The following is a 23,291-nucleotide window of genomic DNA, read 5'->3' as shown; positions in this document are numbered from 1 at the left end:
ATAATCGTAGCACGCTCTAGTAGTTCCCGCAAGCTTGCTAATTGAAAATGCTGGTAGGAATAAATAAGTTACCTAATGTAGCCGCCATTACCGCCTTAATTGCTGGCATCCGGTTGCCGGCCTCTTCAAAGACGACCGCCTGCTTACTCTGGAAGACATCATCCGTAATTTCAAACGCCGTCATTCCGTACTGTTCGCCTAATTTGGCTCCCAGCTGCGTCTTTAGATCGTGTAGTGCTGGTAAGCAATGCATGACAATCGTCGATGACTTGCCAGTAGCTGCGAGTAACGCAGTATTAATTTGAAACGGCAATAGTTGCTTGATCCGCTCACCATAGTCGACCTGCTCGCCCATTGAGACCCAGACATCCGTATAAAGCGCATCAGCCTGAGTAACGGCTTGTTGCGGATCAGCCGTAATCACGACCGTGCTCCCAGCTGCCTGCGCATACTGTTGGGCCAACGCGACCACTGCTGGGGCTGGCTGTAACGCTACCGGGGCCCCGATAGCGATATTGATGCCGAGCATCGCTCCCGCCACAAGTAAACTATTAGCCATATTATTGCGACCATCACCAACGTACGCTAACGTCAACCCTTTTAAATGACCAAAATGTTCCTTTAATGTTAAAAAATCCGCTAAAATCTGCGTCGGGTGCCACTCATCGGTCAATCCGTTCCAGACTGGCACACCACTATAGGTCGCTAAGTCTTCGACCGTGCTTTGTTTAAAGCCCCGAAATTCAATACCATCATACATGGACCCCAGTACTTTCGCCGTATCAACAACTGACTCCTTCGTCCCGAATTGGATGTCGTCCTTACCCAAAAACTCTGGATTCGCGCCCAGATCATTAGCCGCCACAGTAAACGCAGAACGTGTCCGTGTCGACGTTTTTTCAAACAGCAACGCAATATTTTTTCCTTGTAAATAAGGGTGTGGGATATGGTGTGCTTTAAGGGTCTTCAAGTGACTAGCAAAGTCAATTAAGTAAGCTAATTCTGTTGGTGTATAGTCGATTTCCTTCAAGAATGACCGACCTTCAAATTGATTATTCATTCGTCGTGACCTCCGTTGTCAAAGTTGTCAGTACCTTTGCAATCAAGGCAATCCCAGCTAATAAATCGGCCGGTTGCATCACAATTAGGGGTAACAAACGTAACGTATTATCGCCAGCTGATAACGTCAATAAGCCTTCTACTTGTAGCCGGGTAATGACTTGATTAACCGGCATTTGTTCATCTAAGTGGATTCCAATCATTAGGCCCTTCCCCGTGATTTGTTTAACTACCGGTATCGGTTCGACTTGAGTCGCTAGGGCTTGCCAGACAAGTTCGGCATGGGCCCGAACCGTCGTTAACAGCGCCGGTGTTAATTGGGTCAAGACACGTTTTGCCGCCGCCATAGCAACAGCATTACCGGCGAACGTCGAGCCATGGCTGCCCGGACCAAAGGCAGTGGCTAATTGCCGCCGACCAACCATTGCCCCCACTGGCAAGCCATTCGCTAAGCCCTTGGCGACCGTGTAGATATCAGGATCCAGGCCGTAACCTTCATAGGCCATCCGGTAACCAGTCCGACCGATTCCCGTCTGCACCTCATCAATAATCAACAAAACACCCGTTGCTTGGCATTTCGCATTAACCGCTTGTAACCAAGCTGTTTGTCCCGCAAAGACGCCGCCTTCACCTTGAACGACTTCTAAAATAACGGCCGCCAACTCTGGTGTGATTTTGTCCAAAGCCGCGTCGTCATTATAGGTTGCAAACGTGATGCCAGGCACTAATGGCGCATAGCCAGCCTGAATATGAGGATTGCCCGTCATCGACATAGCGCCATAGGTTCGACCGTGAAATGAATGCTGAAAAGCTAAGATGCCGGTTTTACCCGTGTACTTCCGTGCGAGTTTTAATGCAGCTTCATTGGCTTCGGTTCCGGAATTTGCAAAGTATACGAGTCGCTCTTCACCATTCGCTAACAGGCCGGCAACGGCATCTTGTAATTCATTTTCGTATAAATTCGACGTATGCCAGATATGCGTCAACTGCTGGGTGACGGCCGCCTGAATTTGTGGTTGGTGATACCCAAAGTTGCAGACCCCGATTCCCGCCGTAAAATCTAAATACGTCTTGCCATGATTATCAGTCAGATGAACGCCCTGACCATCCGTAATGGCAAATGGAAAACGTTGATAGGTTGGAAACACGTGTTGCATGGTCATACGGCCACCTCCTGAATAATTGCGGTTCCTGGTTGATCGATTGCATTCGTAATAATAGCCTGCTTGACTCCCGTCTGAATCGCGGCAATTGCAGCTTGAACTTTGGGTTGCATTCCCGCGGTGATCACAGCTGTTCGAATCAATTGCTGAGCTTGTTGTGGCGATAGTGATGTCATCACATTACCGTGATGTATAATTCCCGGGACATCGGTTAGCAAAACCAATTTTTCAGCATGTAGTTGTTGGGCTAGCACGGTCGCTGCCATATCCGCATTGACATTGAGCCATTGTCCCGTCTCGGTTAAGGCTAAAGGGGCCAAAATACCGATATGATGAGCCAACAATTGCATTAATTGCACTTGATTGACAGCGGTGAGCCGGCCGACATACCCTAGCTGTCGATAATCAATCAATTCACCAGTTAGTAACTGATTATCCGCCGCATTGAGCCCCAACACAGGTAGGTGATGTTGCGTTAATTTTGCAAGTAAGGCTGGTTGCGCATCTCCTAGCAGGGCCAACTTGGTGAGCACTAAGGTCGCCGCATCCGTCACCCGCAACCCGTTCACCTTATGCACGGGCAAAGCAAGCTGAGTCGTCAGTCGATTGATCATTGGCCCCCCACCGTGTACGATCAGAATCTGATAATGCTGTTGGTACCACTGTGCGATTTGGTCAAAGAAAGTGGTGCTCAATTGGCTAATCGCCTGGCCCCCAATCTTAATTACAATTAATTTTGTCATTTTCACCACCTCCGTTTAAGTATGATAGCTCGCGTTAATTTTGACGTAATTGTAAGTCAAGTCACAACCCCAAGCCTGACCACTTGCTGTACCGTGATGTAAATCAACATCGATCATAATCTGGTTATCACGTAAGGTCGCCTGCACCGCTGCCATATCAAAGTCAACGGCCAGACTTTGTTGAACAAGTAAAACGCCGTTCATTTCAATATCGACCGTCGCCACATCGATGTCTGCATCAGTGGCGCCAATCGTGCTAATGATTCGCCCCCAATTCGGGTCTTCACCGAAAATGGCCGCCTTAACGAGGTTAGAGCCAACAATTGCTTTGGCGATTTGCTGACCATCAAACGTTGTAGCGGCGTGGACCACATTACATTCGACTAACTTGGTCGCACCCTCACCGTCAGCGGCAATTTGCTTGGCAAGTTGGCCTAAGACATAGTGCAACGCCTGATTAAAAATATCATAGTCGGTGGTACCCGCTTGTAAACTCGGATTATCTGCCAGACCATTCGCCAACGTGACCACCATGTCATTAGTAGACGTGTCACCGTCAACAGTAATCTGATTGAATGTCTGATCAACGTTAGTACTTAGCATGTCCTGTAAAACTGGCCCGTCTATTTGGGCATCGGTGGTGACAAAACCAAGCATGGTTGCCATCTTGGGATGAATCATTCCAGAACCTTTGGCAAAACCGGTCAAGGTAACTAACTGGCCGCTGAGTTCACACTGCACACAGACGGTTTTGGGATGCTGGTCTGTCGTTAACACGGCGTAGGTCACCGCGTCACTCTTCGTTGGTGTCAATTGCGGCAAGCCGTTTTTGATTTTATCCATGGGTAACTGAGCACCAATCAGCCCAGTTGAAGCAACGCCAATCAAGTTCGGCGCCACGTTTAGTTTATTCGCTAACCAGGCTTGTTCTTGCAGCGCATTCTGCCACCCCTGCTCGCCAGTACAAGAATTGGCGATTGCACTATTCAGCAGCAGTCCCTGTAATTGGTGGCCCTGGTCGATCATCTGTTTAGTTAACTTAGTTGGTGCTGCCTGAAACTGATTCGTCGTATAAGTTCCAGCCGCACTGGCAGGCACTTTTGAAAATAGCCAACCAAAATCTTTTTTATGACGACGAAGACCAATATGAATGCCATCACTGTAAAAACCTGCCGGCCACTGAAAGGCAACCGTTTCAAACTTCGTATTCGTTAAAACTTGCATCTGCATAACTTCCTCTCTTATTGCACCTTATCAGGGAAATACAGGTAACGTCGGTAATCCGGCCGTAACCGCGAAATCAAAATAGCGATTAAAATTCTGAACGGCCTGCCCCGCAGCACCTTTCATCAAATTGTCAATGACGCTCACAACCACGATGGTGTTCGTGACCGGATTATAATCAACGCCTAACGCACAGTTATTAGACCCAACAACGTCCTTGAGCGTCGGCATCCCCGTTGGTAGCACTTGCACGAACGGCTGCTCATGATAGGTCGCGGTAAAAGCTGCGCGGACCTGCGTCGTTGTCAATGCTGACTTCGCTTTGGCATAAATCGTCGTCATAATCCCACGCGTTACTGGAATCAAAGTGGTAGTAAATTCAATCGCAGAAATCGCGGACCACCACTGCTGTAACTGTTGCATCATTTCAGGGATATGTTGATGTTGATTCAACTTGTATAAACTCAAATTATCATTCACAGCGACGTAATGACTCGCAGCTGTCGCTCGTTTGCCAGCACCAGATAAGCCGGACTTAGCATCCACAACAATCGAAGTCGGTTCGACCAACTGTTGCTGAGCAAGTGGCGCTAGTCCTAATAACGTAGCAGTCGCATAACAGCCGGGATTCGCAATGTAGGTGGACAACGGCGCCGGCATATCAGCTAAGCCGTAGCTCGCCTGCGCCAAAGCGGTCGCCGGTGCTGGATCACGTTGGTACCACCGCTGATATTGCTCTGGATCATGCAAGCGGAAGTCACCAGATAAATCGATGACTGGAAAATGAGCAGCGATGAATGGTAATGCCAATTGTCGCGTGATGCCCGCTGATGTCGCAAAGAACACAATCGCGTTATCGCGCATGATTGCCGTCGCATCGAATGGTCGAATAACCGCCGTTTCCTTCTGGTACATGGCTGCCACCGTCTTTAATGCCACCGTAGTTGCTCCCACGTGCCCGTATAATTGGATGCGATCGATCTCGGGATGTTGTTTCAAGAGCCGGTACAACACCATGCCACTGTACCCCGTAACGCCAACTAGCGCGACTTGCATATAATCACCTCAAATATTCAAAAATAGTGTATTAGCTGCATGTTCATGCAGAAAGTATGATTCACACTATATTCTCATCGCTTTAAAATTGCAAGCTTTATTGAAAAAATATTCATTTTTGCTCTATTAATTGCATGTTTTTAGCTTTATTCAGTTGTTTATGCATTTAATATGTATTTTTAATTGACATCCACAATAAAATGATGTTTACTTATCCCATTAACCAAAATGAAATTTTAACCAAATTATCAGAAAGGGTGCGATTGGGATGAACAAATACTTAACTTTAGCAGACGGCACACAGTGGATTGGAACGGCAATTGGGGATTGCCAGCTAGAGGCTGCGGGGCGCATCGTCTTCAATACGGGAATGACGGGTTATCAGGAAACATTGACTGATCCATCCTACCTAAATCAAATGATTGCCTTCACTTACCCATTAATTGGTAATTATGGTATCGATCCGACCGTGGCCCAGGCACCAACGATTGGCGCACAAGCCATCATCGTTCACGAGCTGGCCACTTTTAATGATCACTATACTAGTCGCCAATCACTGGCAAGTTTTCTGACAATCCACCATGTAGCCGGCATTGAAGGCGTCGATACTCGTGACCTAACGATTCACATTCGTCAAACGGGAGCCCAGATGGCAATCTTGAGCAATCATCCCATCACTGATTTTGAAGCGCAACTCGCCACATTCGCACCCCAAGCACTAACGGCTACCCCCCTCCCAGTAGCGACGACCACCATCCGTCCACGCGTCGCGATTCTCAACTTTGGTGAAAAAGCAGCTATCACCGCTGAATTGCAAGCCCGGGGCGCGGACGTTGTTGTCCTTCCACCTACAGCTAGTCTCAAGGCCGTGGCCGCGTATCACCCTGACGGAATTTTGTTATCCAACGGTCCCGGTGATCCGACTGACTATCACACTTACTTAGCGACCATTCGCCAACTCGCACAACGTTATCCGCTGGCTGGCATTTGCCTTGGTCATCAGTTGATTGCGCTCGCCTATGGTGCTCAGACTTACCAGCTTTCCTTTGGTCACCACGGGCTAAACCATCCGGTACAAGCCTGCGCTGACGGTCGTATTATCATGACTTCGCAAAATCATGATTACGCCGTCGATCCGGCATCGATCAAGGGCACCCCGCTGATCGTCACGCACACTGAATTAAATGACGGCAGCATTGAAGGCTTGCGCCTACCGCACCAGGCCGTAATGTCGGTGCAATTCCATCCCGAAGCACACCCGGGGCCCCAGGAAGCTGGGCAATTTTTCGATGATTTCTTACTAACAATTCAAAAGGAGGCGGTTGTTAATGCCTAAAAACAATGCCATTCATTCGATTGCTGTCATCGGTTCTGGTCCAATCAAAATCGGTCAAGCCGCTGAGTTCGACTATGCCGGTACTCAGGCTTGTCTAAGCCTTAAAGCAGCCGGCTATCATGTCATTTTGATCAATTCAAACCCAGCAACCATCATGACTGACACGGCCACCGCCGACGAAGTCTACTTAGAACCTCTGACTTTGACCAGTGTCACTAAAATTCTGCGGGCCACCCACCCTGATGCTTTGCTCCCGACACTTGGTGGACAAACCGGATTGAACCTAGCGATGGCGTTAGATCAGGCTGGCGTTCTTAATGAGTTGAAGATCCAACTGCTAGGAACTTCCCTAGCCACCATCAATCAAGCTGAAGACCGGGCAGCATTTAAAGCACTTATGAAGCGGCTCCATCAACCGATTCCAGCAAGTACCACTGTTCACCACGTGACCAGTGCATTGTCGTTTGCTGAAAAAATCGGTTATCCGGTCATTGTTCGTCCAGCCTTTACACTCGGGGGTTCAGGTGGCGGCATTGCCAATAATGCCGCCGAATTGACCCAAACGTTACAGCGGGGGTTGACCATGTCCCCCGTCACCGAGTGCTTGATTGAACAAAGTATCGCCGGCTTCAAAGAAATTGAATTCGAAGTCATGCGTGATAATCAGGGTACCAAGATCATCGTCTGTTCCATGGAAAACTTCGATCCGGTCGGTATTCACACTGGCGATTCTATCGTGTATGCCCCCGTTCAGACTTTGACTGACACTGAATATCAGCAGCTACGAACGGCGGCTTTGACGATTGTGGAAGCCCTCGACATTAGAGGTGGGTGCAACGTTCAACTCGCTCAAGACCCGAATAGTCGTCAGTACTACGTCATCGAAGTGAACCCGCGGGTCAGTCGTTCATCGGCGCTAGCTTCTAAAGCGACGGGATATCCAATTGCCAAAATTGCAGCCGATATCGCAATTGGTCTAAATTTATCTGAGATCAAGAATCCAGTCACGCAGACAACCTATGCGGCCTTTGAACCAGCTTTAGACTATGTGGTTGCCAAAATCCCCCGGTTTGCGTTTGACAAGTTTCCAACGGCCGACGCTCACTTGGGAACACAGATGAAAGCCACGGGGGAGGTCATGGCGATTGGGTCAACCTTGGAGGAAGCCACGCTCAAGGCGATTGCTTCGCTTGAAATCGATCCCAAGACCCAAGCTTCCTTGACCCCTGACCACCACGTCACCACGACTGAATATATCGACCAATTGACCCACCCGACAGATCAGCGGCTCTTCTATCTATTGGCGGCGCTGCAAGCGGGTTGGCCGTTAGCAAAATTAGCGACGCTAACGCAAATCACGCCATTTTTCTTGAGTAAGTTACAGCACATCGCCCAACTCATCCGGAATATCAAGCAAGTGCCGACGTCCCAACACCTCTTATCGGCGAAAAAGTACGGTGTGAGTCTGGCGACCATGGCGCATTATGCCCAAACTTCGGTAGCGACCATTGCTGCCATGACTGCTGATTTACCCTTCGTTTATAAAATGGTCGATACGTGTGCTGGTGAATTTGCCAGTGTTACACCATATTTTTACAGCACTGCTTTTGGACAAACTAACGAGAGTCACCCACTAGGACACAGTATTTTAGTACTCGGATCAGGCCCCATTCGAATCGGACAAGGCATCGAATTCGACTACACCACCGTTCACTGTGTCAAGGCCATTCAACAAGCTGGCTACCATGCAATCGTCGTCAATAACAACCCCGAGACGGTCTCCACCGACTTTTCTACCTCGGATAAGCTTTATTTCGAGCCACTAACAATCGAACGTTTGATGCCAATCATTGCGTTGGAGCAACCCGCGGGCGTCATCGTTCAATTTGGGGGCCAAACTGCGATCAACCTTGCCCATCAGCTCACTAAATTAGGAGTCACCGTCCTAGGAACCAGTGTGTCCGCTACCGATTTGACCGAAGACCGGCAATCTTTTGCGGACTGTTTACGTCTACTAAAGATTGCCCAAGCCGCTGGAACGACCGTAACTGAGTTATCCGGTGCCCGTCAAGCAGCTCACGCAATCGGTTACCCCTTACTCGTACGGCCAAGCTTTGTACTCGGCGGCCGGGCCATGGCAATCGTTCATAACGATCATGAGCTCACGCCAGTTATTAAATCAGCGGTGGCAGCTGGCCATGGTGCGCCTATCTTAATGGACCAATACTTGTCGGGAACCGAGTGTGAAGTTGACGTTCTCTCCGATGGAACGTCGTGCTTCATTCCAGGAATCATGGAACATATTGAAGGTGCTGGCGTTCATTCTGGCGATTCCATTACAGTCTATCCACCACAGCACCTCAGCCCTGCTGTTCAAGATAAGATCGTCACCATTGCCACCAAATTAGCACAACACCTCCACTGTGTCGGTATGATGAACATTCAGTTCGTCGTCACCGATGATGTCTACGTAATCGACGTTAATCCGCGGGCAAGTCGAACAGTTCCTTACATGAGCAAGGTTACTCACTTGCCACTGGCACAATTGGCAACCCGGCTAATTCTCGGTCAAAGTTTAGCAACCCTTGGCCTAGTCCCCGGACTCTTGACACCCGCTCCACAACAAATTGCTATAAAGGCCCCAGTCTTCTCTTTCAATAAATTGCCACAACCACCAGTCGTTTTAAGTCCTGAGATGAAATCAACTGGTGAGACTCTTGGTATCGGCCCGACTTTCACGACCGCTTGGCATGCCGCCATGGCTGATAGTTATCACTTAGAGACTTGGCACACAGTGGATGGTCTCATCACCGATATTGCCACTGTGGCGCAACCCGCGGTCCAGGAACTGTTCGCGGCTAACCACCTCACCGTCACAACAATCGCTAACACGACTGATTGGCCTGCAAAGACTAAAGCAGTGGGTTTCACACTTAATGACCAAACTGACAATCCCGTGGCTATCGCTGCATTGAATCATGGACAACCATTGATTACGGCGATTGATACGCTTAAGACCCTATTGGCCAGTACGACAACGATGGTAAGCGAATAAGCCTGCTTCTTCGTACTTAGTCCAACTAACGAAGTCCCCTGGATGGCCATATCAAGCTCACCACCATGCGATCCTGTTTTTTCACAGCAAAAATGCTTATCAAGACTGGTATCTCGCCAATCATCTTGATAAGCATTTTTTAGTCATCACCCAGCAACCTGTCCATCATGAGCGCCAAAGTTTAATTTATCTTGAATCCGATGCCGAAATTCAGCAAAATCGACACTCAACCGTGACCGTGGATGTGGTAATGGATTTGTCACAATTTCTTTGATTCTCCCAGGACGAGGCGTCATCACAATAATTCGGTCACTCAAGTAGACTGCCTCATCGATATCATGAGTAACTAAAATCATCGTCGTCTGTGTCTGCTGCCAAACCTGTTCGATGACATTCTGAATATCCGCACGTGTAAACGCATCAAGAGCCCCCATCGGCTCATCCAAAAGTAGGAGCTGCGGGTTCATGATAATTGACCGCGCGAGGGCAGCTCGTTGGGCCATCCCACCAGAAACCTGATGCGGATAAGCATTTTCAAAGCCTTTTAGCCCCATCAATTCAATATAATGGTCGACCAATTGGTGGTCATAATGCCGACCACGCGTCACTTTCAGGCCGACACTAATATTCTCCTTGATTGTTGACCATGGAAAAAGGCTGCCATGTTGGAAAACATAACCGCGAGAATTATCTGGTCGCTTAATCTGCTGATTATCGATCGTTAGCTGACCGCTAGCGGGATGGTCTAATCCAGAAATCAGGCGTAGTAACGTGGTCTTACCACAACCAGACGGCCCAATGATTGCTACGAACTCACCCGGATTGACGGTGAAATCAATATCATCTAGCACGTCGATCTGATGACCATCATTGTCTTGAAGCCGCTGATTAACATGTTGAACTGCAAGTAATCCCATCTTATAAGCTCCTTTCTAGTGAGCACCATCGCGCCAACGTAGGCAGTAATCTTGAACTTTGGTAAACACCGCAAATAACACTGAAAACAGAATCGCCATAATCACAATTGCCGCATAGACTTGTGTATAATTCCCGGTACCCTTTGCCCAGTTGATAAACCAGCCCAGTCCGACCTTAGCACCAATCATCTCGGAAATTACCAGCATTGTAAACGACAATCCCATTGCCGTATAAACGCCAGTAAAGATACTTGGCAACGCTCCGGGAAGGACGATTTTGCGGATAATCTGCCACTCACTAAATCCTAAGGTCTTTGCTGATTCGAAGTATTCCTTGCTAATCCCTTGAACGCCACCAATCGTCATGAAGGCCACTGGAAACCAAACCGAGAAGGCAATCAAGAAGACTTCGGCCATGTAACTAGTCGGAAAGATGACCATCGTCAGCGGCATCCATGCAGCCGCAGGGATAATCCCGATGACCTTCAAGTAGGGGAATGCCCAGTAGTTAAACTCACGATAGCGTCCCATGCCCAAACCAAGTAAGATTCCAAGAATGGTCCCAATCACAAAACTAATCAACCAAAGCGCTAATGATGACAACGTCGAAGCCCAGAGCAAGCCGGCATTTTCGCGCATCTGGTCCAAGATTTGTGCAAAGCTCACGAAGAAAGGCTGTTCTAGAACGGCAAACTTTTCGGTCAGAAGATCCTGCACGATCAGCAAGCCAACTAACGAAACGTTCAACTGGGCAAAATGTCCATTATACCGGCGAATTCGACCATTTGTAACTGCGCCAATCAGCGTAACAATCAATAAATAAGCAAAGTACCCACCTAAAAACCAATGATACGTCTGATTATTAACGGTTTCCTGTGATACAACCAATTGGTTTTCAAAATACGCAATTGCTAATACGACTAAACTAACAATGTTCCAGGTCAAGTGCCAGGGCTTCCAATAACGGCCAGTTGTCTTAGCTGCCTGCACAGCTTTTTTTCGACTCAATTGGACTGCTGTTATTTGCATACTATTCTACCTCCTTGAACTTAGTTCTTAGATAAATCTGGATACCAATAAGCTTGCTTCAACAATTGCTTGTTATTCGTATTCTTCTTCAAATATCCTGCTTGCTTCAATTGCTTGATATAATAACTTAAATCTTCTTTACCTGTCTTAAGATTTAGTTCAAAATGTTCATCTTTCAAGATCTGGGTCACATTCTTCACATTGATAAACTTCGTCTTGGAGACATACCCCTTATTTAATTCAATCTTTGCTGTCTCTTCAGGATGGTTATTGATCCAAGCAGCGGCTTGTTTGTATGAACGGACAATGGCCTTAGCCTTCGCTGGATTCTCTTTGACTAACTTGCTCGAAACGTACAAGTAACAGCAAGCACCCTTTGATTTCATTCCCATTGCAGCCATCTTAGCATTGCCACTATTGTTATTATTATCAATAATGGTCTTAAACCCAGATTCCTTTTGTGCTTGGTAAGCATACGGATCGACCGTCCCAATTGCATCGACCTGCCCCTTTTCAGCCGCCTTTGCCAATAGATCAGTGCTGTAAACCTTCCACGTTACTCCCGTCTTCGGATCAATACCCGCATGTTGAAGTGCAATGGACGTCACGTATTGTGGTGTTGAACCCTGAGCCGGAATCCCAATCGTCTTGCCTTTTAAGTCCTTAACACTCTTAATGATTGAGTTTTTCGGAACCAGCAACTTGATACAGCCTTGGTGGATTCCACCAACAGCTTTGATTTGCGCCCCGTTTTGAATCGCAGGTAAGTATTGAAAATCACCATTTTGCGCGTCATATTTGCCACTCGCAAAACCCGCTTCTAGGTCACTGATATCCCGCGGGTTCGCTACTAGTTTGGCCTTGATACCATTTTTCTTAAAGAACCCCTTCTCATACGCGATATAATTTGGCGCATTACAAATAGAACCGTCCTTAGCTGGTATCGTTACTTCACCATACTTATAGGTTTTAGATGTATCCTTACTACTAGCACTGCTACTGCCGCAGCCAGCTAATACTGTTCCCAGTGCAATAAAACTTAATAACCCAAAAATAATTTCCTTTTTTCGCATACGCGAAGCCTCCCCAAAAATATATAATAAAAAATCGCCCCACTGTCGTTATGACAGAAGGACGATGACTCGTGTTACCACCTTTAATTCGACTATTTTTCGCAAAATAGTCCTCAGCAGGTACGTCAATCTCACTGAATTGAGATACCTTTGTCCGTTTATCGGGGACCACCGTCAGCGCTTAATCATTCGGCACTGAATGCTCCAAGACCATTTTCAACCATGCGGGAATACCGGCTTGCACCTGACCCGGCTCTCTGAAAAACCCACGATTGATTTACTTATCTCATCACCGCATTTGAATAATTAGAATATAATTAGATTATAGTTCTAAGTTCACACTTGTCAACACAAAATTTAATGTTTCTAATTTTTGATTTGAATTCAGTCGTTCTTTTATCGCTGTCAAGTCAACGTTTTGCGCCCAGTATCAGCTATTGAAATTAGTTTTGAGTTATCAGTTGCTCAAGCAAAAATTAAAATTAGATGAGTTGTTAAGCAAGCCGACAGTTAGTTTTCTATTTTTCAGCACTTGTTCGTCCTATTCCGGATTTCGGGGCTAGTTGCCAATTGCTGGAACGTAGCCGACGTGAAGCGCCTTACAATTAGATGTCGTAGAGCGCGTTTACACTACGCTGAACTTTTTCAAGCAAATCTAAGCTGGCTGATTCTGACCCCCAGAAATCTGCATGGCATTACTGTCTTTCAGTGATCGGTAACGCCGGGATCTCATTGAATAGAATTGGAACGGTTTCAAGAGTCACCTCGGAGAATTCTAGGCCGAACCATTTGGCAGGCGTTGTCGCGTATTTTTTAATCATTAATTTCGTCTCGATCACTAATCGATCCAAGCGGGATAACCGACTACCATTTTCTAACTTCTCCTCGATGATAACGAAGCGGAAGTCACCGACATCGCGGCCAGAAGTGACTGAATATGTCTGCTTTTGCGCCGCTAAACGTCCCGTAGCCATTAAGTCGCGGACAATCGTCCGTAAATAGCGGTTAATATCTTGGCGGACACGAAAGCCCAGGTATAACTTAACAGTTACCAAATAGTCCGTTGCTAACGTGTCGACAGTATACTCCGCGGTATACGGTTCATCCGTGATTGTCACATTAACAAACCAGTAGACGTCGGCACGTTTCGGCCACTTGTCTAAAATCGAATATAATACCTTTCGCTCCACTTGGCCGCCATCCATTCGGCTTGTTAGGAAGACCACGTTCGTCTGGAACTTGTCCACCGTCTGATCGTTACGTAACTTAGCAAGCTGGTCCTGATATTGTCGTAAACTAAGCGGGTGGTTATGTTGTCTGACAATTTGTTCGCCACGATACCACACAGCCATCACTAGGAAAATTAGTAAAGCAAGTCCGACCGCTACGTAGCCGCCGTGCCAGAACTTGGCTGCGCTGGCAATCAGGAAAATTACTTCGATGGTCGCGAAGAAACCGGTCAGTAGTCCCGCACCGATTAATGGTAAGCGCTTTTGCCGTAAAAACGCGTAGATCAAAGTGGTCGTCATCAGCATTGTCAGTGTGATGGCTAACCCGTATGCAGCTTCCATTCTTTCACTAGTTTGAAAGAAAATCACCAGCATACTCGTCACGCCCCACAGCCCCCAGTTAACGACCGGTAAATACATTTGGCCCACTGCTTTACCGGGGTAAGTAGTCAGTAATCGGGGGAATAGTTTCAGTCGAATCGCTTCACTAACTAACGTAAACGACCCACTGATCAGCGACTGTGACGCGATAATGGCCGCGAGCGTCGCAAAAATAACTGCCGCTATCGTCAGGCTAGCAGGTAACATTGCAAAAAAGGGATTCACATGGCCCTGAATCGCTTGGCCGGGACCTAAAATCCATGCGGCCTGACCGAAATAGCTGAGTAGTAGGCAAGCTTTGACATACGGCCAGCTCAACCGAATATTCGTTTTGCCGACGTGCCCAAGGTCACTGTATAGGGCCTCAGCACCGGTCGTTGCCAGAAAGACGCTCCCTAGAATCATGATTCCCACTTTGTTCGCCGGGCTGATCAAGAGTAACCACGCATAATAGGGATTCAGTGCACGCAGGATCGTCCAATCCTGCACCAGATTAACGAAGCCACTGACTCCCAAAAGCGTGAACCAGCCCAACATGATGGGACCGAATAACTTACCAATCGTGTTCGTTCCAAAACGTTGTAGCATAAATAATAGGGTGATAATTCCAAGTGTAATCAGTATAATCGTATTTTGGCCGGCACCAAACAGTTGAACATATGCTGGTACATCGCGTAAGCCTTCAATGGCAGTCGTAACTGTCACTGCGGGGGTTAGCGCCCCATCCGCCAGTAACGCAGCCCCACCAATCATGGCCGGAATGACTAACCAGCGCGCACGATGACGCACCAATGCGAATAGTGAAAAGATACCGCCTTCGCCATGATTATCCGCGTTTAACGCAATCAGAACGTACTTAACGGTCGTGAGCAACGTCATTGTCCAAAAAACTAGCGAGACGGCCCCCAACATAAACTTCTCATCAACGGCCTGCATCCCACCTTGACCGGTAATGATGGCCTTCATCACGTATAACGGACTGGTTCCAATATCACCATATACGACGCCCATCGCGACTAACAATCCTGCCACCCGATGCTTATTGAACTGAGCCTGTTTACTCATTATGCCCCCATCCTTTCACCGATATTCACGAGTTACAGCCAATCGTCCCTCGTTATAATGGGTTCAACTAGCTTACCTAATCGTCATCAGAAAGACAATCATAATGCACAATAATGTTAGCTCATCACTAAATGCTCCAACAGGCCCTGTAACATTTACCGATAGCCAATTTAGAAACTAAAAGCGGGTTTCAATCCAGTCATTAACTGAATTGAAACCCGCTGATTATCCATACTCGGTCATCGCACCGAAATAGTTCAATTATGTAAATAATTAATCCCCATCGATTGACTATGATTGAAACGTGCGTTGTGGCCGACGTCGTGTTCGATCAGCTAACCCAATACTAATCTGTAACGCATTATCAACTCGGCGCATCGTCTGATCATCCAAATGAGTGACGCGATCTTTAAGCCGTTGCTTATCAATCGTTCGTATCTGCTCCAACAACACAACCGAATTTTTTTCAATCCCCGTATGGGCAGCGTTGATGTTAACATGTGTTGGCATCTTCGCTTTTTGAACCTTAGCAGTGATTGCCGCGACAATCACTGTGGGACTGTAATGGTTACCGACATTATTTTGCACGATTAGTACTGGACGCATGCCTCCTTGTTCGGAGCCTACGACTGGTGATAAATCTGCATAAAAGATGTCACCACGCTTAATGTCAGCTGCGGCCATCGCCTCATCTCCCTTTATTCGATACCCAATGTATCTGATAGTACCCCAATATAACCATCTTGCTACTCATAATAGCATGAACCATTCACTTTTAGCAACCGTTTACCAATTTAATCCAAAGAACTAATCGCTAAGCACCGTTAAAACTAATACTTCAGACCGATTAATTAAGACTGCCCAATGATGATTTCATCAATGTTTAAAAATAAACGAACTTATAATTAGATGCCGATAAATCACTCGAATCACTGAAAAAAACTTAACAGCCCTCATCAATAAAATAGGAGACTCTAAAAAATGAGCGCCAGAATTTCTCTGGCACTCATTTTATTGGCTTAATCTCAATAACCAACCATGTAACCATAGCCTGTACGAGACAATCTTCGCAAACCTATCGTCTGATAAAACTTAATCTATATAAACTCTCGGCACTCGTGGTGCTAACCCACAAGCAATCTCATAATGAATTGTCCCACAATAGTCAGCAATATCTTGCAACGAAATGGTACGAGCACCGTCCGTGCCAACCAAAGTTACCTTAGCTCCAACCGGTACTTCATGTGGCAGACGAACCATCAGCTGGTCCATGCAGACCCGCCCGACGATTTCGCAAAACTCACCATCAACAAGTACATGGAAGCCTTGTAATCGGCGTTCATAGCCGTCCGCATACCCAATCGGCACCGTGCCAATCCATTCATCCTGTGCGGCCGTATACGTGGCACCATAGCTGACCGATTTGCCCCGAGCCAAGCGTTTAACAAACGTCAAGCGTGCCGTTAGCGACAACGCAGGTTGCAAGGGGTATGGTGCGCTGAGTTCGCGACCAGAAGGATTTAGACCATAGAGTGCAACCCCAAAGCGCACCATGTTGCCATTGCAAGCTTGATGCCAGAGACTGGTGGCCGAATTGGACACGTGGACATAGCGTGGTAGCTCATCCACCACTGCAATCAAGTGTTTCCAATTATTTAATTGATGGGTAAAATACGTATCATCTGCCTGGTCAGCCGTTGCAAAATGCGTAAAAATCCCTTCAAAGTCAAATGGTGACTGCGGTTGACGCAAAGTCGTAACCGCCGTTGCCAATTCTTCGGGCGTCTGAAACCCGATTCGTCCCATACCCGTATCTAATGCAAGATGAACGTGAAGTGGTGTCGTCACTTGATTAGCCGCTAAAATTGCTGCGGCCGTAGTCAGCCAATCTTGCGTTCCAACAGCTAGTGAAATATCCTTTTCAGCTACCAGTGGGGCGTATTCCGGTTCCGTAATTCCAAGTACTAGGATGGGTTCCGCAAAGCCAGCGGCCCGCAACGCTAAGGCCTCATCCAGGATTGCAACACAAAAGCCGGTCGCCCCGGCTTCTTTGGCAGCCTGAGCAACTTGGATAATTCCATGTCCATAACCATTCGCTTTAACGACTGCCCATAACTCGGTCAACTCATCCTTTTGCGCCATTTCATTACTAATATTTGTCTTAATTGCCTGCAAGTCGACTGTGACTTGTGTGTGGCGGTGCTCCCCAATTACAACCATCACAAATTGCCTCTTTCCAATATAACTTGTGTCATTACTAACGTATCCGTGTGTGAAATTGAAATCCACGCTGGACCATCAAACGGGTGGCGCGTAACTTCCGGTTTACCCTGGGCGTTGTCTAAAATTTCGATATCTTGAAATCCAACTGCCGCACCAATTCCCGTGCCATATGCCTTACTATATGCTTCCTTAGCTGAAAAACGCCCTGCCATAAACTCGATCTGGCGTTTAACCGGGTAACGTGAAAACACCGCCAACTCAGCCGGTGTTAAGATCTTTTCAGGCAATCTCAGTCCCTTCGCTAGAATCGCTTCAATCCGACTAAGCTCAGTTAAATCAATGCCGGTACCATAAATCACGCTGTGACCCCCTCTATCTCATTATTATCACGTCAACTTAGGCTGATGTTTCCAATTTACCACAGCTACCGCCGCGATAAAAGGGCCCATACACGCAATCTTTTCATGTCAGCATGAATTATTGTTAAAACGTTCCAATTTAATTGGTTTGTTGTTCGTCAGCACTTGTGCGTCCTATGCCGACCTCCANGGGCCCATACACGCAATCTTTTCATGTCAGCATGAATTATTGTTAAAACGTTCCAATTTAATTGGTTTGTTGTTCGTCAGCACTTGTGCGTCCTATGCCGACCTCCAGGGCTGGGTGACAATTGCTGGAACGCAGCCGACGTCGATTTGAGCTAACGCCCAACCCGCGTCATCTCAAATACGAGTCTTATTCTAAGCCGGAAGCAACCCACTTCCGCCTAAGAATAACTTGGCTACTGAGCATTGTCACCCATCCCCTCCAGTCTCAAGCCTGTGAGAGGCCACAGGTTGAAGCCGAGCATTGCCTAGCCAACATAGGCTTTAGTGGCACCGAACTTAGCACAATCTATCGTTGCCTATTTTGATACTGGAACTTTAAACAAAGCGTTAAGTGCACTAGCACTTTGTTGAGAGATTAAATCTTACTATTTTGATTCAGAATTAGTGAATTATCTCAATATCACTTTCAGTCTGACAGTTGATTGACAAAATTATGGTTTATGAAAAACAATGACGAATTCACCAAAAGTTGGGTACACACATGTCCGCCATTCGAACACTGTCCCGACTGGAAGGCGTTTCGGCCAATGCTCAGCGGTGAAATTCCACTTAGCAAGCGTCCTTTGCTTGGTTAGTGGAAGACCAGTATTTAAGACGTGGTCTGCGGCTTAAATCTGTGTCCACCGCGTTCCAGCAATTGGCAGAAATGCCTGGAGGTCGGTTTTAGGACGCGCTAACCAAACATGTTTACGCTCACTCGACTTTTTTCCAGCGGCCTAAGCTGGCCGACTTTGACTTGACGCGTTTGGAACGTTTTAACAATAATTCATACGAACATCTGCCGACTACTTGTATTCTAACATTGTAGGGCATAAAAAAAGCCGAGCGTGCGCTCGGCTTTTGTGCAAAGTTAATTTAATTCAACTTAATTTGTGCGTTGACTTTAATCATTGGTGCGGATCGTATAGCTCCGCTTGCTGCTTTGCTTGCGACCTTCATCATGGTTGCGGTTGCTGCTCCGGTTATCATCGCGACTGCGACCTTTATAACCATTGCTCTTCCGATCGCCACGGCCACCGTTACGATCACGGTCGCGATTGCGACCATTGTGAGAATAACCGCCACGACCATTGCCATGACTGTTATTGCGGTTGCGATTACCGCCACGATATCCGCCACGCCGGTTGTTACCGCCGCCACCTTTGTGACGAGGTAATGGGCGTTCTGGCGTAATCTTAACAGGTACCGCTGACGAGTCATCCTTGGTTAAGTCATTTAACAAGGCAGCAACTAGATCAGTAGCATCGTATTTTTGTAATAATTCAGCAGCTTGATCAGCATACTTTTCAGTCGAAGTCTTAGCAACTAACGAATCAACATTCGCTTCTGCAGCAGCTAATTGGCCAGCAAAAGCTTCAGATTCAGTTGGTGGCTTCAATGGTAACATCCGCTTCTTGGTCAACTTTTCGATGACCCGCAAATATTCCATTTCGTTTGGTGTTACAAAAGTTAATGAAACACCCTTGTGTCCGGCACGGCCAGTACGGCCAATCCGGTGAACATAACTGTCCGGATCCTGTGGAATATCGTAATTGTAAACGTGGGTCACACCAGAAACATCAAGTCCCCGAGCAGCCACATCGGTTGCAACCAAAATATCCAATTTACCAGCCTTGAATTGACGCATGATTTGCGTCCGACGTTGTTGGCTCAAATCACCATGAATCCCAGCGGCATTATAACCACGTGCTTCGAGACCCTTTGATAATTCGTCAACTCGACGTTTCGTTCGACCAAACACGATTGTGAGTTCAGGTGCCTGAACATCAAACAACCGGGTCATAATATCGAACTTTTCAAATTCTTTGGCTTTAACGTAATATTGATCGACCGTATCAGCAGTCATTTCTTTTGATTTGATCTTAACGTGATGCGGTTCCTTCATGAACTGCACACCAATGCGTTTGATTTCAGGTGGCATCGTTGCGGAGAACAACATAGTTTGGCGTTCATCCGGCACTTGTTTGATAATTGATTCGATATCTTCCAAGAAACCCATGTTTAACATTTCGTCAGCTTCATCAAGAACTAACATCTTGACGTGGTCTAACTTGACCGTGCCCCGGCGAATGTGGTCAAGCAACCGGCCGGGAGTTCCGACGATTACTTGTGGGTTTTGCTTCAGATTTCTGATTTGGCGCCGAATATCAGCACCACCGTAAACGACTTGGACTTTCGCCCGTTCGTCTTTACCTAAGCGGAAGATTTCTTCCTGAGTTTGGATTGCTAATTCACGCGTTGGTGAAACAACTAATGCTTGAATGTTATGGTTGTCAAAATCCAAGCGTTGTAAGATTGGTAATGCAAACGCGGCGGTCTTCCCAGTACCGGTTTGTGCTTGACCAATCACATCTTTGCCTTCTAGAACCATTGGAATGGTTTCGGCTTGAATCGGGGTCGCTTCTTCGTATCCGGCCCGATTAACTGCTTTAAGTAGGCTATCGGATAAGCCTAGTTCTGTAAACTTCAAATATGTTTCCTCCTAAGGATGACACCATGGGATTACTGCCAGCTAGGAAAAAATCCGTTTCCCGTAAGACGCTGTCATGTAAGCCAACGGTCTGACTTTCATATGGTACAACTGAATTATCATACACCGGTTATTCTAAATAAGCAAGCAAAGCCCCTAGCAATACCGGAAGGGAAACAACATTATCAGTCTAATGTTAGCGTCACCATTACCCAGTCATTGCGAGGGGCCTGCTTAATCGAATCACTTAAATTTTATTTTTCAGGAGCAGCTTCCAGCGCCGTCAGAACCTTTTCAAGGTGAATCCCGTGACTCCCCTTCAATAAGACCTGATCATCCGCACTAACCGTCGCCGTTAAGTCGGCAATCAATTGGGGCTGTTGATCCGTTTGATAATAGTGGACCGCACCGGCTGGGTACTTTTCTTGTAGCACTTCTGCCAACGCTCGCATATGTTCACCATTCAAATAGACGCTGGCAATCGTGGCTGGATCCAATTCACTGGCTAAACTCATGTGTAGTGCATCCGACTGGTCACCCAACTCAAGCATATCACCGAGTACAGCGATTCGCTGACCCTTAGTAGGTACCGCCGCAAAAGCGGCTAGGACCCGTCGAGCTGCCGTTGGATTAGAGTTATAAACATCACTTAAGATGGCTTCTCCACGGTAACCAGTTAACCATTCCGTCCGGTTCTCCGTCGGCACAAAACTGGCGATTGCTTGTTGCGCAGCGGCTGGTCGAATGTGAAAAGTATCAGCTACTAAGAGCGCCGCCAATGCATTATTGACATTGTACGCACCCATCATCGGAATTGTGTACGTGTTGTCCGGCCACAGACTCGTCTTAAATTGCGTTTGAGCCCGACTAGTCGTGATATCACTGCCTGCTAAGGTGTTCGTATCATCCAACCCAAACGTCCGTTGATGCTGACTGACTTCCTTAGCACGTTCTTGTAGCAGTGGTTCATCACCATTAAAAATGAACGTGCCATCTTCTTTTAAGCCGTGAACAATTTCCATTTTGGCATCAGCAATTCGATCCCGTGTACCAAAGAACTCAATGTGGGCTTCCCCAATCATGGTAATCACCGCAACGTCTGGTTGAACGAGACGGCTCAAGAAATCCAACTCGCCAAAATGGTCCATCCCCATTTCAACGACGACCACTTCTGTATTCGGTTCCATACTGAGTAACGTCACTGGCACACCAATCTGATTGTTAAAGTTGGCGTGCGTCTTTGTCACGTTAAACTGAGTGCTCAAAACACTCGCAATCATATCCTTCGTCGTTGTTTTACCATTACTACCCGTAACAGCCACGACTTTCGGATTAATTTTTTGTAAATAGTATTGCCCCAGCTGCTGTAGTGCCGTCAATGTATCAGCAACCATAATGACAGGTAAGTCTTCTGGAACGTCGTCGGCATGGTCGCTGGCCCATAAGGTAGCAACGGCCCCGTGCTCGATTGCACTTTGAATATATTGATGACCATCATTAGCGCCCATCAGCGGAATAAATAGATCCCCTGCTTGGAGCTTTCGGCTATCAAACGCCACACCCGTTACATTAACATCGGGCCACGCCTGTTCGGCATTGACCGCTTGAACGGCCTTAGCAATTTCGGCAACTTGCATCTTCATATCGATTAAACTCTCCATTCATGGCGACCACTTGTCGGTCAGCCAAGTTCTGACTAAGGTTCCACTTTCTCGAATCGTAGCCCAATTCAAGCTACGCGCATAAAAATTATACCACTTTGACCCCAGGGACTCTATGGCTAGACCAATTTAGCCCCTAAATCCCGCCCCAAACGACTTAAAAACGCCCGCTGAATGATCAGCCAAGCGTTAAGATGATAATACTATAAATGTTCTTCGAACGCAGCCTGGTCCTGCACTTGCAAGTCCCACACGCCTGAATTCAAGTTAAAAGTAAGGGTCGCGACATGGTGGGTTCGCCGATTCTCTCCACCACGAGCGGGATCAAAAACTTCGATTTCATTGCCTGTCGTCTCCGTGTGCACCGGCACCAATAATTGGCGTTGCCGAACCATTGACTGATCAAAGTAAATGAACAAACCATCTGGCATCAATTGAACGAGTTGCTTGAGAATCGCTTCAGGTACTCGTGGAACACTCAGTGAACGCATAAACATACGCCGGCCACGGTAAGCTGCCAAAGTGTGCCGCACAATGGCAGCACTTAAAATATGGCTAAATGCGGAAATATAATAGAAGTACACTTTGATACCACCATTGCGTTGTTCCAAGAAAACGTAGTGGTTGCGCAGTTTGTAATTAAACGGTGATCGAATTGGACGATCCATATGTCCGAGATACAATAGCTCGGCAATCTCAGTCGCGGTTAGAAAATCCAAATCGCCAACTTCATCATAATCAAGCCACTTAACGGGTAACGCGTGACTCTGTAACAAATATCGCCGAATTTCATTTTCATCATTAATGACGTTCAGACCCGTGTGAGCATTTACCGCATGCTCGTTATCATCAACACCGACTAACGAGACCAAGTTAGCTGGCAAGCGCTTGATACCATGCACAAAGTCGCTCTGGTCGATCCCGTAAGCAAAGACAAGGTTATCCAGTTTTTCCAAATTGGCGTAAATATATTTGCGTTGCAACCGTCTCACTCTTTCA

General features: G+C 47.0%; 17 protein-coding genes and 1 other annotated feature. Of the genes, 2 read left to right on the top strand and 15 right to left on the bottom strand.

The features are described 5' to 3' along the window. Window positions 1-37: 37 nt before the first annotated feature. Genes argF through argC form a run of 5 tightly spaced genes read right to left on the bottom strand, consistent with a single transcriptional unit; the run spans window position 38 to window position 5,245 of the window. Window positions 38-1,060, bottom strand: coding sequence for an ornithine carbamoyltransferase (gene argF, locus ACOV1R_RS08185; RefSeq protein ID WP_021356429.1), 1,023 nt, complete (start codon window positions 1,058-1,060; stop codon window positions 38-40). Next, window positions 1,053-2,222, bottom strand: coding sequence for an acetylornithine transaminase (locus ACOV1R_RS08180; protein WP_128485124.1), 1,170 nt, complete (start codon window positions 2,220-2,222; stop codon window positions 1,053-1,055). Before ACOV1R_RS08180 ends, argF begins: the two co-directional genes overlap by 8 nt. Continuing rightward, window positions 2,219-2,965: an acetylglutamate kinase gene (gene argB, locus ACOV1R_RS08175; protein WP_003642071.1), complete on the bottom strand. Its 747-nt coding sequence runs from the start codon at window positions 2,963-2,965 to the stop codon at window positions 2,219-2,221. The genes ACOV1R_RS08180 and argB overlap by 4 nt, the downstream gene beginning before the upstream one ends. A gap of 15 nt (window positions 2,966-2,980) precedes the next feature. Next, the gene (argJ, locus tag ACOV1R_RS08170) at window positions 2,981-4,189 is read right to left on the bottom strand and encodes a bifunctional glutamate N-acetyltransferase/amino-acid acetyltransferase ArgJ (protein ID WP_011101044.1); all 1,209 of its coding nucleotides are present in this window, start codon (window positions 4,187-4,189) and stop codon (window positions 2,981-2,983) included. A gap of 30 nt (window positions 4,190-4,219) precedes the next feature. Continuing rightward, complete coding sequence (argC, locus tag ACOV1R_RS08165) at window positions 4,220-5,245, bottom strand: N-acetyl-gamma-glutamyl-phosphate reductase (protein ID WP_021357494.1); 1,026 nt, start codon at window positions 5,243-5,245, stop codon at window positions 4,220-4,222. Window positions 5,246-5,513: 268 nt separating this feature from the next. On the opposite strand from argC, the gene ACOV1R_RS08160 reads away from it, so the two are divergent. Beyond that, on the top strand, window positions 5,514-6,581 hold the full coding sequence (locus tag ACOV1R_RS08160; RefSeq protein WP_015379825.1) for a carbamoyl phosphate synthase small subunit: 1,068 nt from the start codon (window positions 5,514-5,516) through the stop codon (window positions 6,579-6,581). Beyond that, window positions 6,574-9,636 carry a carbamoyl-phosphate synthase large subunit gene (carB, locus tag ACOV1R_RS08155; protein WP_097557993.1) on the top strand — a complete coding sequence of 1,021 codons (3,063 nt, stop codon included), beginning with the start codon at window positions 6,574-6,576 and terminating at the stop codon, window positions 9,634-9,636. The genes ACOV1R_RS08160 and carB overlap by 8 nt, the downstream gene beginning before the upstream one ends. A gap of 146 nt (window positions 9,637-9,782) precedes the next feature. Here the strand turns inward: carB and ACOV1R_RS08150 are convergent, their stop codons facing one another. The 10 genes from ACOV1R_RS08150 to ACOV1R_RS08105 all read right to left on the bottom strand — a co-directional run bounded on the left by ACOV1R_RS08150 (window position 9,783) and on the right by ACOV1R_RS08105 (window position 23,284). Next, window positions 9,783-10,553 carry an ABC transporter ATP-binding protein gene (locus ACOV1R_RS08150; protein WP_003642066.1) on the bottom strand — a complete coding sequence of 257 codons (771 nt, stop codon included), beginning with the start codon at window positions 10,551-10,553 and terminating at the stop codon, window positions 9,783-9,785. Between the two features lie 15 nt (window positions 10,554-10,568). Further along, window positions 10,569-11,582, bottom strand: a complete 1,014-nt coding sequence (locus tag ACOV1R_RS08145; protein ID WP_003643845.1) for an ABC transporter permease — start codon at window positions 11,580-11,582, stop codon at window positions 10,569-10,571. 20 nt (window positions 11,583-11,602) lie between these two features. Beyond that, on the bottom strand, window positions 11,603-12,655 hold the full coding sequence (locus ACOV1R_RS08140; protein ID WP_128485125.1) for an ABC transporter substrate-binding protein: 1,053 nt from the start codon (window positions 12,653-12,655) through the stop codon (window positions 11,603-11,605). 54 nt (window positions 12,656-12,709) lie between these two features. Further along, window positions 12,710-12,957 (bottom strand) — a binding site (T-box leader). 393 nt (window positions 12,958-13,350) lie between these two features. Continuing rightward, window positions 13,351-15,330, bottom strand: coding sequence for a KUP/HAK/KT family potassium transporter (locus ACOV1R_RS08135; RefSeq protein ID WP_128485126.1), 1,980 nt, complete (start codon window positions 15,328-15,330; stop codon window positions 13,351-13,353). 291 nt (window positions 15,331-15,621) lie between these two features. After that, a complete protein-coding gene (locus ACOV1R_RS08130; RefSeq protein ID WP_003637688.1) occupies window positions 15,622-16,014 on the bottom strand; it encodes a type II toxin-antitoxin system PemK/MazF family toxin in 393 nt (130 codons plus the stop codon). 408 nt (window positions 16,015-16,422) lie between these two features. Next, on the bottom strand, window positions 16,423-17,550 hold the full coding sequence (gene alr / locus ACOV1R_RS08125; protein WP_003642062.1) for an alanine racemase: 1,128 nt from the start codon (window positions 17,548-17,550) through the stop codon (window positions 16,423-16,425). Next, complete coding sequence (acpS, locus tag ACOV1R_RS08120) at window positions 17,550-17,912, bottom strand: holo-ACP synthase (RefSeq protein WP_003642061.1); 363 nt, start codon at window positions 17,910-17,912, stop codon at window positions 17,550-17,552. Before acpS ends, alr begins: the two co-directional genes overlap by 1 nt. Before the next feature lie 1,132 nt (window positions 17,913-19,044). After that, on the bottom strand, window positions 19,045-20,631 hold the full coding sequence (locus ACOV1R_RS08115) for a DEAD/DEAH box helicase (protein ID WP_015379820.1): 1,587 nt from the start codon (window positions 20,629-20,631) through the stop codon (window positions 19,045-19,047). Window positions 20,632-20,885: 254 nt separating this feature from the next. After that, window positions 20,886-22,274, bottom strand: coding sequence for a UDP-N-acetylmuramoyl-tripeptide--D-alanyl-D-alanine ligase (locus ACOV1R_RS08110; RefSeq protein WP_003643844.1), 1,389 nt, complete (start codon window positions 22,272-22,274; stop codon window positions 20,886-20,888). A 221-nt stretch (window positions 22,275-22,495) separates the two neighbouring features. Next, complete coding sequence (locus tag ACOV1R_RS08105) at window positions 22,496-23,284, bottom strand: hypothetical protein (protein ID WP_003642056.1); 789 nt, start codon at window positions 23,282-23,284, stop codon at window positions 22,496-22,498. Window positions 23,285-23,291 lie beyond the last annotated feature (7 nt).

It is taken from the genome of Lactiplantibacillus sp. YT640, from assembly GCF_049745435.1.
GTDB classification, from domain to species: domain Bacteria; phylum Bacillota; class Bacilli; order Lactobacillales; family Lactobacillaceae; genus Lactiplantibacillus; species Lactiplantibacillus plantarum.
This window is presented reverse-complemented; position numbering and strand designations above follow the sequence as displayed.

Bases quoted from the DNA above. Each gene is read 5' to 3' on its own strand.
- argF (WP_021356429.1), bottom strand. From the start codon at position 1,060: ATGAATAATCAATTTGAAGGTCGGTCATTCTTGAAGGAAATCGACTAT.
- ACOV1R_RS08180 (WP_128485124.1), bottom strand. From the start codon at position 2,222: ATGACCATGCAACACGTGTTTCCAACCTATCAACGTTTTCCATTTGCC.
- argB (WP_003642071.1), bottom strand. From the start codon at position 2,965: ATGACAAAATTAATTGTAATTAAGATTGGGGGCCAGGCGATTAGCCAA.
- argJ (WP_011101044.1), bottom strand. From the start codon at position 4,189: ATGCAAGTTTTAACGAATACGAAGTTTGAAACGGTTGCCTTTCAGTGG.
- argC (WP_021357494.1), bottom strand. From the start codon at position 5,245: ATGCAAGTCGCGCTAGTTGGCGTTACGGGGTACAGTGGCATGGTGTTG.
- ACOV1R_RS08160 (WP_015379825.1), top strand. From the start codon at position 5,514: ATGAACAAATACTTAACTTTAGCAGACGGCACACAGTGGATTGGAACG.
- carB (WP_097557993.1), top strand. From the start codon at position 6,574: ATGCCTAAAAACAATGCCATTCATTCGATTGCTGTCATCGGTTCTGGT.
- ACOV1R_RS08150 (WP_003642066.1), bottom strand. From the start codon at position 10,553: ATGGGATTACTTGCAGTTCAACATGTTAATCAGCGGCTTCAAGACAAT.
- ACOV1R_RS08145 (WP_003643845.1), bottom strand. From the start codon at position 11,582: ATGCAAATAACAGCAGTCCAATTGAGTCGAAAAAAAGCTGTGCAGGCA.
- ACOV1R_RS08140 (WP_128485125.1), bottom strand. From the start codon at position 12,655: ATGCGAAAAAAGGAAATTATTTTTGGGTTATTAAGTTTTATTGCACTG.
- ACOV1R_RS08135 (WP_128485126.1), bottom strand. From the start codon at position 15,330: ATGAGTAAACAGGCTCAGTTCAATAAGCATCGGGTGGCAGGATTGTTA.
- ACOV1R_RS08130 (WP_003637688.1), bottom strand. From the start codon at position 16,014: ATGGCCGCAGCTGACATTAAGCGTGGTGACATCTTTTATGCAGATTTA.
- alr (WP_003642062.1), bottom strand. From the start codon at position 17,550: ATGGTTGTAATTGGGGAGCACCGCCACACACAAGTCACAGTCGACTTG.
- ACOV1R_RS08110 (WP_003643844.1), bottom strand. From the start codon at position 22,274: ATGAAGATGCAAGTTGCCGAAATTGCTAAGGCCGTTCAAGCGGTCAAT.